This is a genomic window from Gordonia zhaorongruii (assembly GCF_007559005.1).
Classification (GTDB): Bacteria; Actinomycetota; Actinomycetes; order Mycobacteriales; family Mycobacteriaceae; genus Gordonia; species Gordonia zhaorongruii.
Genome location: NZ_CP041763.1, coordinates 1 through 12,693 on the forward strand (window position 1 = coordinate 1; position 12,693 = coordinate 12,693).

Here is a 12,693-nt window from a genome sequence, read left to right on the forward strand (position 1 = left end):
ACTTAGTGCCCAACGCCAAATCAAACCCGCTCCGACCTGGTTCGATCCGGCCACGTGAATTACATGCGTGAAATTTGTTCACAGCTTTCTCCACAGATGTGGATAACTGTGTGGACAAGTCGCACTACCGGGCACTTTCATGGCACGCTCTACCTTTGGAAGCTGTGGAATTCGCACCGAGGGGGCACGGATAGATGACTGATCGCGAGTCATTCAACGACGTCTGGAAACGGGTTGTCGCCGAGCTCACGGGAGAATCCGCGACACCTGGTGGACAACCCCTCAGTCGCCAGCAAAAGGCCTGGTTATCGCTGGTACAGCCGTTGACGATGACCGAGGGGTTCGCGCTTCTCGCGGTCCCCACTCCGCTGGTGCAAGAGCAGATCGAGCGCAATCTCCGAGATCTGATCCGCACCACGCTCAGCTCGCATCTCGATCAGAACGTCGACATCGCCGTCCGCGTCGCCGAGCCACAGGAGATCTCTCCCCAGGCAGACGGCTCCGGGCGGGCACCGGCTCCCGCCACTCCGCTCGGTTCGTCCGTCGAGCAGCCGCACAGAGATGCACATCACAGCGAAGCGAGTGCCATCGAGTCCGCACCGTCGAGTCAGTTCGCCGCCCTGAACTACTCGTCGAATTACGCACCTGCACCGCAAGGACCGCAGCCCGGCCCACGTGAGTGGAACTCGTACTTCGCCGATCGTGACGTCGCGACGCCGGCCGAGAGCAGCAGCACCTCGCTGCATCCGCGCTACACGTTCGACACGTTCGTCATCGGCGCCTCGAACCGATTCGCTCATGCGTCGGCGGTGGCCGTCGCCGAGAATCCGGCGCGCGCCTACAACCCGCTCTTCATCTGGGGCGAGTCCGGACTGGGCAAGACTCACCTGCTGCATGCGGCCGGTCATTACGCACAGCGACTGTTCCCCGGGATGCGCGTGAAATACGTGTCGACCGAGGAGTTCACCAACGACTTCATCAACTCATTGCGTGACGACCGTCGAGTGGCGTTCAAGCGACGCTATCGCGATATCGACATGCTCCTCATCGACGACATTCAGTTCCTCGAGGGAAAGGAAGGCATCCAGGAGGAGTTCTTCCACACCTTCAACACGCTGCACAACGCGAACAAGCAGATCGTGGTGTCGTCCGATCGGCCTCCGAAGCAGCTCGCCACGCTGGAGGATCGCCTTCGCACACGATTCGAGTGGGGACTGATCACAGACGTCCAGCCGCCCGATCTGGAGACGCGCATAGCGATTCTCCGGAAGAAGGCGCAGATGGACAATCTAGCGGCACCGGACGACGTCCTCGAGTTGATCGCCACGAAGATCGAGCGGAACATCCGCGAGCTCGAGGGTGCGCTGATCCGCGTGACCGCCTTCGCGTCGCTGCAGAACGCCGAACTCGATGCCGCTCTGGCCGAGGTCGTCCTCAAGGCCCTCATCCCCGACGACCGGGCGATCGAGATCAGTGCGGCGAGCATCCTGGCGATCACCGCCGAGTACTTCGACATCTCGATCGAGGATCTCCGCGGCCCGAGCAAGATGCGGTCGGTGACTCAAGCTCGCCAGATCTCCATGTATCTGTGCCGGGAGCTCACCGATCTCTCACTGCCGAAGATCGGTGAGGCGTTCGATCGTGACCACACGACGGTCATGTACGCCGTGAAGAAGATCAACAAGGAGATGCCCGAGCGCCGCAAGGTCTGGGATCACGTCCAGGAGCTGACGGCACGCATCAAGCAGCGTGCGAACCGCTGATCTCACGGACGACCTTCGAGCACAGGAGTTGCGGAAACCGACGACTCTCAAGTCGTGGGGCAGACTTTGTGACGCGCCCGACTCTGGGATGAATCGTGTCCTCACCGGCGTGTCGAGATGACAAAACCCCAGGTGCTCGTTCTCGGCAGGCTGTGGACAACCTGGTGACGACTCGCGTGAAACCTGTGCACAGGGGTTGTGCACAATGTGGATGAACTTGCTTGTCCACACCCTGCCGAAATGGTCCACCGGATCCCTCCACCGGTAGTGCACAGCCGACGCGGCCTACTGACCTGCGAGAACAAGCGTCATCCACATGGTTAACAGGCCCTACTTCTCTTAAGAATCTCTCTTTAGAGAACTTCTTTTAAAAGCAGGTGTGTGGATTAACAGGTCGGCCTCCGCCACGGGGTTGCGGCCGACCGCACCTGAATCACATGTCTGTTGTGGCGGGACCGCCTGATCGCTCTAGAGTGGGACCCAGCGACCTACCCGTCGCCGGGGCTGCCGCATGTCGCGTCAGGCCCGATCCAGCAGAAGGGCAATCACCGCAGATGAAGTTTCGTGTCGTGCGTGACGAGTTCGCCGATGCAGTCGCATGGGTTGCCAGGAGTCTCCCGTCTCGCCCGCCCGTACCGGTTCTGGGGTGTGTGGTTCTGACGGCGGGTGACACCGGCCTCGAGGTCTCCGGATTCGACTACGAAGTCTCGGCGACGCAGACGATCTCCGCCGAAGTTGCAGACCCGGGCAAGTCGCTGGTCTCCGGCCGGCTCCTCGCCGATATCACGCGCGCTCTGCCGAGCAAGCCCGTCGATGTGACCATCGACGGAAGCCGCGTCGCGATCAGTTGCGGAAGCGCCAAGTTCTCGCTGCCCACGATGCCCGTTGAGGACTACCCGGAGCTGCCCGACGTTCCGGAGACGACCGGCACCGTGCCGGCAGAACTGTTCGCCCAGGCGGTCTCCCAGGTCGCGGTCGCGGCAGGCAAGGACGACACCCTGCCGATGCTGACCGGTGTCCGCGTGGAGATCGAGGACGACAAGGTGGTGCTGGCCGCCACCGACCGTTTCCGTCTCGCAGTCCGTGAACTGCAGTGGGCGCCTTCCGAGTCCGGTGCGTCCGGCGCCGCTCTGGTCCCCGCCAAGACATTGTCGGAAGCCGCGAAGTCGGCAGGCGCGGACGCCACCGGCAGTGTCGATCTCGCATTCGGTTCCGTGCATTCGATCGGTGCGGACGGCATCCTCGGCATCACGAACAACGCGAAGAAGACCACCACCCGATTGCTTGACGCCGAGTTCCCCAAGTTCCGCCAGCTGTTCCCCGCAGGGCACACCTCGGTGGCGTCGGTCGACAGCGCACCTCTGGTCGAGGCGATCAAGCGCGTCGCGCTGGTCGCCGAGCGCGGAGCCCAGGTTCGCATGGACTTCTCGAGCGACTCGGTGCTGCTCACCGCCGGGGGCGACGAGGCGGGCAAGGCCGAGGAAGAGCTGCCCGTGCAGTTCTACGGCGAGCCGATCATCATCGCGTTCAACCCCACGTACCTGTTGGACGGCCTCGCAGCCATCGGATCGAAGACCGTCGAGTTCGGATTCACCAACCCGGAGCCGGACGGCAGCGGACAGCGCCGCGCCGCCGTGCGCCCCGCGGTGCTGCGTCCGTCGTCGGGTGACGAGCCGGTCGCCGACGAATCTGGCTCGTTCGCGGCGCCGTCGAGTGAGTTCAGCTATCTTCTGATGCCGGTTCGCCTCCCAGGCTGATCCGGCTGGTCACCGGCCAATTTGTCGATTCACGTCGAGAGGATCCACCATGCAGCTCGGACTAGTCGGTCTGGGAAAGATGGGTGCCAACATGCGCACCCGCATCAAGGCGGCCGGCCACGAGGTGATCGGCTACGATCCTCGACCCGAGGTGTCGGACGTTGCCGACCTGCAGGGACTCGTCGACGCCCTGGCCGGCCCTCGCGTGGTGTGGTTGATGGTTCCGCACGGCGAGATCACCGAGAACACCATCAGCGAACTCGCGGGCCTGCTGTCCGAGGGCGACGTGGTGATCGATGGCGGTAACTCGAAGTACACGCAGGACCAGCCGCACGCCGACCTTCTCGGTGAGAAGGGCATCGGCTACCTCGACTGCGGTGTGTCCGGTGGTGTGTGGGGCCTGGAGAACGGTTACGCACTCATGGTCGGTGGTGCCCAGGACGACGTCGACACGGTGATGCCGATCTTCGACGCGCTGCGTCCCGAGGGTCCGCGCGAGAACGGGTTCGTTCACGTCGGTCCCGTCGGCGCAGGTCATTACGCGAAGATGGTGCACAACGGTATCGAGTACGGGCTGATGCACGCGTACGCCGAGGGGTACGAGCTGCTCGACGCCGAGCCCCTGATCGAGGACGTATCGGGCACGCTCAAGGCGTGGACGCAGGGCACCGTCGTCCGTTCGTGGTTGCTCGAGCTGCTGGTCCGCGCGTTGGAGGAGGATCCGGGACTAGCCGAGATCTCCGATTACACGACGGACTCGGGTGAAGGTCGGTGGACCGTGGAAGAGGCTGTTCGGCACTCGGTTCCGGCAAATGTCATCTCCGCTGCGCTCTTCGCTCGTTTCGCGTCGCGCCAGGAGTCGTCGCCGGCACTGAAGGCGGTGTCGGCGCTGCGCAATCAGTTCGGCGGACACGCTATGCGCGATGGTTCCGGTGCCAGCGTCGGCGAGACGAACAAGCACTAGAGAGCAGTTGTGACAATTCGTGTTCGTTCGTGAACTGACTCTGCGCGATTACCGGTCGTGGCCGAGCGCTGACTTCACGCTGCATCCGGGAACCACCGTCTTCGTCGGACGCAACGGGTTCGGCAAGACGAACCTGCTCGAATCGTTGTGCTACGTCGCGACGTTGCGGTCGCACCGCGTATCGAATGATGCGCCGCTGGTCAGAACCGGATCGGATACGGCGAAGATCTCGGCGACCGTCGAGAACGAGGGTCGTGAACTGACGGTCGACCTGACCATCGCGGCCCAGGGATCCAATAAGGCGGCCATCAACACCAGGCCGGTCCGGCGTACCCGCGAGGTGTTGGGAATCCTGCGCACCGTCATGTTCGCACCGGAGGATCTGGCATTGGTCCGAGGCGATCCCGGGGAGCGGCGACGGTTCGTCGACGAGCTCGTCGCGCAGCTGCGCCCGATGGCGGCGGGCGCCAAATCCGACTACGACCGGGTTCTCCGACAGCGTTCCGCGCTTCTCAAGACGGCAGGTGCGGCGATGCGCCGAGGTGAGTCGGACTCGGTGATGAGCACCCTCGATGTGTGGGATGACCAATTGGCCGAACTCGGCGCGCAGGTCACCGCGTCACGCCTCGCGGTGGTGCGGCAGCTGGCGCCGTTCGTGACGGGATCGTACGCGGCGATCGCACCGGATTCGCGGGACGCGACGATCACTTATCGATCGGCCGCGGGGCCGGAGGTCGACGAATCGTCCGGTGGCAGTGAAGCTGTCGACGGCATTCGTGATGTCCTCGCAGAACGTCTGACGCAGTTGCGTACCAAGGAGATCGAACGCGGGTTATGCCTGGTGGGACCGCATCGGGACGACCTTGAACTCGTTCTCGGCGACGAGCCCGCCAAAGGTTTCGCCAGCCACGGTGAGTCGTGGTCGTTCGCGCTGTCGTTGCGTTTGGCGAGCGTGGATCTGCTGCGCGCGGATGGAGTGGACCCGGTGATCATGCTCGACGATGTGTTCGCCGAACTCGATGTGCGTCGTCGTGCGAAGCTCGCGGAGTTCACGACGGGTGCCGAACAACTTCTGGTGACGGCCGCTGTGGCCGACGATATTCCGGAGACGGTCGGCGGTCGGCGGATCTCCGTCGGAGTGAGCGAGGAAGGTCCCCGGCATTCGATGGTCCTCGAGGACGAGGCGATCGGAGCGCACCCCGATGAGCACTGACGGTCCCGACGTCCCGGAGGGCCAGAGCGGATACGAGATGGCGCGCAAGGCGCTGGAGGAGGCACGCGCGGCTGCCCGTGCGGCCGGAAAGCCTGTCGGCATGGGACGCGCGGCGCCTATCCGAAGCCGCCGGCGCAGTGGGGACAGGTCACGTCGGCGCTGGTCGGGAGCGGGACCGGATTCCCGAGATCCGCAGCCGCTGGGTCGTCTGACCGGCCGGATCGCCAAGGAGCACGGCTGGCAGCCGAAGATCTCCGAGGGATCTCTCTTCGGGATGTGGGATTCGATCGTCGGAGACGACATCGCGTCGCACGCCTCCCCGGAACGTCTGAATGAGACGGTGCTGCATGTGCGGGCGGAGTCGACGGCCTGGGCGACGCAGCTGCGCTACATGCAGGGTCAGATCATCGCCAAGATCGCTGCATCGGTCGGCGACGGCGTGGTGACGAGTCTGCGGATCGTCGGTCCGCAGGCGCCTTCGTGGCGCAAGGGCCCGCGGCATGTTTCCGGGCGTGGCCCGCGCGACACGTACGGCTGATCGGTCCGCTCGTCGGAGCATTGTTCCTCGCTGGCGCGTAACGCCGCATCAGCGTCTCGAATAGCCCACGGCTACGGTCGGACCCGTCTCGATCGGAAATAATCGCGCTGCGTGCGTGTAAGGGCGTGGGGAAGCGGCCTTCTGAATGGGTGAGGCCGTACACTGGTGGGTAACCTGCCATCGACAGAAGGAGCGGACCCTCCGTGGCCGACACCAGCAGTAGCAAACCCAAGAAGGCCGGCAAGTCGAAGCCGAACGAATACGGTGCGGAATCGATCAGCATTCTCGAGGGTCTGGAAGCGGTTCGCAAGCGCCCCGGCATGTACATCGGTTCTACCGGTGAGCGTGGTCTGCACCACCTGATCTGGGAGGTCGTCGACAACTCCGTCGATGAGGCGATGGCCGGCCACGCGAGCCGTGTCGACGTCACCCTGATGGAAGACGGCGGCGTCAAGGTGGTCGACGACGGCCGTGGCATTCCGGTCGCGATGCACGCCACCGGCGTACCCACCGTCGAGGTCGTCATGACTCAGCTGCACGCGGGCGGCAAGTTCGATTCCGATGCGTATGCAGTGTCGGGTGGTCTGCACGGTGTCGGCATCTCGGTGGTGAACGCACTCTCGACGAAGGTGCAGCTCGACATCGACGTCGACGGTTCGCAATGGCAGCAGATCTACAGTTACGCGAAGCCGGGTCCGCTGGAGCAGGGTGGCAAGACCGGTAAGACCGGCACGGCCGTCACCTTCTGGCCGGACGCAGAGATCTTCGAGACCACCAGGTTCGATGCCGAGACCGTCGCCCGTCGTCTCCAGGAGATGGCTTTCCTGAATAAGGGCCTCACCATCACACTCACCGACGAGCGGTTGAGCGATGCTGACGCCGAAGCCGAGGCGGAAGCCGGCAGTGAGGTCGCCGAAGCCCCGGACACCTCCGAGACCTCGGCCGAGAGGGCCGCCAAGATCGCCAAGATCAAGACGCGGACCTACCACTACCCGGACGGCTTGATCGACTACATCAAGCACCTGAACAGCCGGAGCAAGTCGCCGATACACCGCACCGTCATCGGTTTCACCGCGCAGGGGACCGGACATGAGGTCGAGATCGCGATGCAGTGGAACGAGGGTTACTCCGAGTCGGTGCACACCTTCGCGAACACCATCAACACCACCGAGGGCGGCACGCACGAAGAGGGTTTCCGGTCGGCCCTGACCAGCACGGTCAACCGGTACGCCGCCGACAAGAAGCTCGTGAAGGACAAGGACGGCAAACTCGAGGGCACTGACATCCGCGAGGGTCTGGCCGCGGTCATCTCGGTGAAGGTGGCCGACCCGCAGTTCGAGGGTCAGACGAAGACGAAGCTGGGTAACACCGAAGTCCGCAGTTTCGTCCAGAAGGCGTGCAACGAGCATCTCGCGCACTGGCTCGAAGCCAATCCGGCTGAGGCGAAGACCATCATCCGCAAGGCGTCGGATTCCCAGCAGGCTCGCATGGCAGCCCGTCGTGCCAAGGATCTGGTCCGTCGCAAGACCGCCACGGACATCGGCGGTCTTCCCGGCAAGCTCTCGGACTGCCGCAGCAACGACCCCACGAAGTGCGAGGTGTACCTCGTCGAGGGCGACTCCGCAGGCGGTAGCGCCAAGAGCGGGCGCGATTCCATGTACCAGGCGATCCTGCCGCTGCGAGGCAAGATCATCAATGTGGAGAAGGCACGCATCGACCGCGTGCTGAAGAACGCCGAAGTGCAGTCGATCATCACCGCTTTCGGTACCGGCATCCACGACGAGTTCGATATCAGCAAGCTCCGCTACCACAAGATCGTGCTGATGGCCGACGCCGACGTCGACGGTCAGCACATCGCAACGTTGCTGCTCACGCTGCTGTTCCGTTTCATGCGTCCGCTCATCGAGCAGGGTCACGTGTTCCTGGCGCAGCCGCCGCTCTACAAGCTCAAGTGGCAGAAGGGCGCGCAGCCCGACTTCGCGTACAGCGACCGTGAACGCGACGCGCTCCTCGAGGCCGGCCGCGCATCGGGCAAGAAGATCAACACCGATGACGGCATCCAGCGTTACAAGGGCCTCGGTGAGATGAATGCGAGCGAACTGTGGGAGACCACGATGGATCCCGACGTCCGCGTTCTCAAGCGGGTGACCCTCGACGACGGGGCCGCCGCGGACGAGTTGTTCTCGATCCTCATGGGTGAGGATGTCGCGGCGCGCCGTACGTTCATCGCGCGCAACGCCAAGGACGTTCGTTTCCTCGACGTGTAGTTCGTTTCCGAGAGACTGACCGACCACTTCCGTAGCCGAGAACAGAAACTGCGGACTAACCGTGCGACCGACGTGTCGCCTCAGAAAGTGATGTCATGAGCGACGAATCCGACCTGTCACCGTTGAACGGAGACGGCACCGGCGACCGCATCGATCCGGTCGATCTCGGCCAGGAGATGCAGAACTCCTACATCGATTACGCGATGAGCGTCATCGTCGGGCGTGCTCTGCCCGAGGTGCGTGACGGTCTCAAACCCGTCCACCGTCGTCTGCTGTACGCGTCGTTCGACGCCGGTTTCCGTCCGGAGCGTTCGTATGTGAAGTCCGCGCGCCCGGTGTCGGAGACCATGGGTAACTACCACCCGCACGGCGATTCCTCGATCTACGACGCCCTGGTCCGCCTGGCGCAGCCGTGGTCGATGCGCTATCCGCTGATGGACGGTCAGGGCAACTTCGGTTCCCGCGGTAACGACGGCGCGGCCGCCATGCGTTACACGGAGGCGCGCCTCACCCCGCTGGCGATGGAGATGCTCCGCGACATCACCGAGGAGACCGTCGACTTCATCCCGAACTACGACGGAAAATCGCAGGAGCCGACGGTCCTGCCCTCCCGCATTCCGAACCTGCTGATCAACGGCTCGGGCGGTATCGCAGTCGGTATGGCGACCAACATTCCGCCGCACAACCTCCCTGAGGTCGCCGACGCGGTCTTCTGGGCCCTGGATCATCCGGATGCAGACGACGATGCACTGCTGACCGCGTGCATGGAGTGTGTGAAGGGGCCGGACTTCCCGACCTCGGCGCTGATCGTCGGCAGTCAGGGCATCCGCGATGCCTACACGACCGGCCGCGGCAGCATTCGCATGCGCAGCGTCGTCGAGATCGAGGAGAACAAGGGCACCACGACCCTCGTCGTGACCGAGCTGCCGTTTCAGGTGAACCCCGACAACCTGATCAGTTCGATCGCTGAGCAGGTCAACGACGGCAAGCTCAAGGGCATCAGCAAGATCGAGGACCAGTCGTCCGACCGTGCGGGTCTGCGCATCGTGATGGTGCTGCGTCGTGATGCGGTCGCCAAGGTAGTGCTGAACAACCTGTACAAGCACAGCCAGCTGCAGACGAATTTCGGCGTCAACATGCTGTCGATCGTCGACGGCGTTCCGCGCACCCTGCGCCTCGATCAGATGATCCGCCATTACGTGAATCACCAGATCGACGTCATCGTCCGCCGGACTCGGTACCGCCTGCGCAAGGCGGAGGAGCGCGCGCACATCCTGCGCGGCCTGGTGAAGGCGCTCGATGCCCTCGACGAGGTCATCGCCTTGATCCGCGCCTCGGCCAACACCGACGCCGCCCGCACCGGCCTGATGGACCTTCTGGACATCGACGAGGTCCAGGCGGACGCGATTCTGGCGATGCAGCTCCGTCGGCTGTCGGCCCTGGAGCGCCAGAAGATCATCGATGAACTGGACGAGATCGAGCGCGAGATCGCCGATCTGAAGGACATCCTCGACCGGCCGGAGCGTCAGCGAGCCATCGTCCGGGACGAGCTGAAGATCGTCGTCGACAAGTACGGCGACGATCGTCGGACCAAGATCATCGCCGCAGAGGGCGATGTGAACGATGAGGACCTGATCGCCCGCGAGGACGTCGTCGTCACGATCACCGAGACCGGCTACGCCAAGCGCACCCGGACCGACCTGTACCGCAGCCAGAAGCGCGGCGGTAAGGGCGTGCAGGGCGCAGGGCTCAAGCAGGACGACATCGTCGCCCACTTCTTCGTATCGAGCACGCACGACTGGCTGCTGTTCTTCACCACCAAGGGTCGCGTCTACCGTGCGAAGGCGTACGAACTGCCAGAGGCGAACCGCACCGCGCGCGGCCAGCACGTCGCCAACCTCATGGCCTTCCAGCCCGAGGAGCGCATCGCACAGGTCATCCGCATCTCCAGCTACACCGACGCGTCGTACCTGGTCCTGGCGACCCGGAACGGACTCGTCAAGAAGTCCCGTCTGGACGCCTTCGACTCGAACCGTTCCGGTGGCATCGCGGCGATCAATCTCCGCGGCGACGACGAGCTCGTCGGCGCACAGCTGTGCAGCGGTGAGGATGATCTGCTTCTGGTGTCGAAGAAGGGCCAGTCCATCCGCTTCACCGCGGACGACGAGACCCTTCGCCCGATGGGACGTCAGACGTCCGGCGTCCAGGGCATGCGGTTCAACGACGACGACCAGCTGCTCTCGCTCAGCGTGGTGCAGGAGGACACGTTCCTCCTGGTGGCGACTTCTGGCGGTTACGCCAAGCGGACTCCGATCGAGGAGTACTCACCGCAGGGCCGTGGCGGCAAGGGCGTTCTCACCATCCAGTACGACAAGAAGCGCGGCGAGTTGGTCGGCGCGATCATCGTCGACCTCGACAGTGAGATCTACGCGATCACCTCGAGTGGCGGTGTGATCCGCACACTCGCGAAGCAGGTCCGGAAGGCGGGACGTCAGACGAAGGGCGTCCGCCTGATGAACCTTTCCGAGGGCAACACCTTGCTGGCGATCGCGCGCAACGCCGATGAGCCGGAAGAAGGCGCGGCAGAGCAGGAATGACCGTCGAAGCGTTTAGGGTGGGTATCACCCGTCCAGTGAGGAATCGCTTGTGAGTACACCGAAGCAGCCTGACGACAAGAACGTCGAGCGCGCTCAGGTCGTTCCCCCGTGGAAGCGTGGGGAGAAGTCCGCGTCGACCGGTCTGACTGCCGGAGAGATGGCCAAAAAGGCCGGCGTCGATAGCGGCGGCGGCCCATCCGAGCGATCCGGCGGCCCCGCGCCGCGCGGTGTGCTCTCGGGGGACTACGGCCAGTCGGGTGCGTCCCAGTCGGGTTCAGGCCAGTCGGGTGCGCCCCAGTCAGGTTCGCCCCAGTCGGGTTCGGGCCAGTCGGGGTCCGGGCAGCCAGGCTCAGGGCAGTCGGCTCCGGCTCAGGGGAGTGCAGCCAAGCCGGATTCGACGCCGTCGGGTCCCGCTCCGGCTTCGACGCCCCCGGGCGCCGCTCCGAAGCCGCCGCAGCAGGCTCCGCAGGGTCCGCCTCCTTCAGGTCCGACGGCTGCCGCAGCGCCCAAGAGCGGGTCCCCGCAGGCCGGTCCCACGGGTCCGGCCGCTCCAGGGTCGGCTCCGCAGAGTGGGCCCGCGCCCAGGGGCCCGAACACGCAGAGTGCCGGTGGTCTGGGTTCTAGTTCGCCGGGTCCTAATGCACCGGGCTCCAGTGCATCGGATTCCAGCGCGCAAGGACAGCATGCTCCGGCTCCGAAGCCGCACGCGCAGCCGTCTCCCGGTCAGGCACCGCAGGGGCCGCCGCCCAAGGGTCAGAACCCGCAGAGTCATGCTCCGCAGGGTTCCGCCCCCCAGGGTTCGGCTCCCCGCCCGCCGGATCCTCAGGGTGCCGCACGCAAGGGCCCGGGACCACAGGGCGGCGGCTCAGCACCGCAGGGAGCGGCGAAGCCGCCGGCTCCGCCGGCCGGAGGCCCGGGAAAGCCTCAGTCGCAGGGCTCGACGCCGATGAGTTCGAGCGCACGCCTTGCGGCAGCAGCGGGCACGGGTGCGGCAGCGTCGGCAGCAGCCGGAAAGGCCACGGCTGGAGGTACTTCGGACTCGAAGAAGCCGTTCGTGGAGTCGGATACGCGGAACATCCCGCGCAGCGACCTCGCGAAGAAGGACGAACTGCCCGATCTCGATGCCATCCACCACGTGGAGTCGTCGAGGGAGTCGCGGGACGCTCAGGCGGCACGTGCGCAGGTGCAGACCATTCCCGGCCGGTCGTTGAACACCCCGCTGCGTGCGGCAGTGCAGCTTCGCCGAGTCGACCCGTGGTCGGTGTTCAAGGTGACCGGTGTGCTCTCGATCGCCGGCTTCTTCATCTGGATGATCGCCGTCGCCGTTCTGTACGGCGTGCTCGACGGTATGGGGATCTGGGAGCAGATCAACAGCTCGTTCGGCACCCTGGTCAACTCCGATGGCACCGACAGCGGAGGCGACTTGATCAGTTCGGGTCAGGTGTTCGGATTCGCGTCGATCTTCGGAATCGTCGCAGCAGTCCTCGTCACCGGCATCGCGACGATCTCGGCGTACATCTACAACGTGTGCTCCGACATGGTCGGCGGCGTCGAGGTAACGCTCGCGGACCTCGACTAGGCGCCGATCCGGCTC

At 64.7% G+C, this 12,693-nt stretch carries 8 protein-coding genes; all 8 read left to right on the forward strand.

From position 1 onward, the window contains the following. Positions 1-194 precede the first annotated feature (194 nt). The 8 genes from dnaA to FO044_RS15095 all read left to right on the forward strand — a co-directional run bounded on the left by dnaA (position 195) and on the right by FO044_RS15095 (position 12,678). Positions 195-1,763, forward strand: a complete 1,569-nt coding sequence (dnaA, locus tag FO044_RS00005; protein WP_132992629.1) for a chromosomal replication initiator protein DnaA — start codon at positions 195-197, stop codon at positions 1,761-1,763. A gap of 554 nt (positions 1,764-2,317) precedes the next feature. Next, positions 2,318-3,520 (forward strand): DNA polymerase III subunit beta, encoded by a 1,203-nt coding sequence (gene dnaN / locus FO044_RS00010; RefSeq protein WP_132992630.1) that lies wholly within the window; start codon positions 2,318-2,320, stop codon positions 3,518-3,520. 49 nt (positions 3,521-3,569) lie between these two features. Then, complete coding sequence (gene gnd, locus FO044_RS00015) at positions 3,570-4,484, forward strand: phosphogluconate dehydrogenase (NAD(+)-dependent, decarboxylating) (RefSeq protein ID WP_132992631.1); 915 nt, start codon at positions 3,570-3,572, stop codon at positions 4,482-4,484. A 19-nt stretch (positions 4,485-4,503) separates the two neighbouring features. Then, the gene (recF, locus tag FO044_RS00020) at positions 4,504-5,697 is read left to right on the forward strand and encodes a DNA replication/repair protein RecF (RefSeq protein ID WP_132992632.1); all 1,194 of its coding nucleotides are present in this window, start codon (positions 4,504-4,506) and stop codon (positions 5,695-5,697) included. Further along, positions 5,687-6,235, forward strand: a complete 549-nt coding sequence (locus FO044_RS00025; protein WP_132992633.1) for a DUF721 family protein — start codon at positions 5,687-5,689, stop codon at positions 6,233-6,235. The genes recF and FO044_RS00025 overlap by 11 nt, the downstream gene beginning before the upstream one ends. Positions 6,236-6,438: 203 nt before the next feature. Beyond that, on the forward strand, positions 6,439-8,502 hold the full coding sequence (gene gyrB, locus FO044_RS00030) for a DNA topoisomerase (ATP-hydrolyzing) subunit B (RefSeq protein WP_132992634.1): 2,064 nt from the start codon (positions 6,439-6,441) through the stop codon (positions 8,500-8,502). 95 nt (positions 8,503-8,597) lie between these two features. Next, positions 8,598-11,099: a DNA gyrase subunit A gene (gyrA, locus tag FO044_RS00035; RefSeq protein WP_132992635.1), complete on the forward strand. Its 2,502-nt coding sequence runs from the start codon at positions 8,598-8,600 to the stop codon at positions 11,097-11,099. Between the two features lie 946 nt (positions 11,100-12,045). Next, the gene (locus tag FO044_RS15095; RefSeq protein WP_143965941.1) at positions 12,046-12,678 is read left to right on the forward strand and encodes a DUF3566 domain-containing protein; all 633 of its coding nucleotides are present in this window, start codon (positions 12,046-12,048) and stop codon (positions 12,676-12,678) included. Positions 12,679-12,693: the final 15 nt, after the last annotated feature.

Bases quoted from the DNA above. Each gene is read 5' to 3' on its own strand.
- dnaA (WP_132992629.1), top strand. From the start codon at position 195: ATGACTGATCGCGAGTCATTCAACGACGTCTGGAAACGGGTTGTCGCC.
- dnaN (WP_132992630.1), top strand. From the start codon at position 2,318: ATGAAGTTTCGTGTCGTGCGTGACGAGTTCGCCGATGCAGTCGCATGG.
- gnd (WP_132992631.1), top strand. From the start codon at position 3,570: ATGCAGCTCGGACTAGTCGGTCTGGGAAAGATGGGTGCCAACATGCGC.
- FO044_RS00025 (WP_132992633.1), top strand. From the start codon at position 5,687: ATGAGCACTGACGGTCCCGACGTCCCGGAGGGCCAGAGCGGATACGAG.
- gyrA (WP_132992635.1), top strand. From the start codon at position 8,598: ATGAGCGACGAATCCGACCTGTCACCGTTGAACGGAGACGGCACCGGC.
- FO044_RS15095 (WP_143965941.1), top strand. From the start codon at position 12,046: ATGAGTTCGAGCGCACGCCTTGCGGCAGCAGCGGGCACGGGTGCGGCA.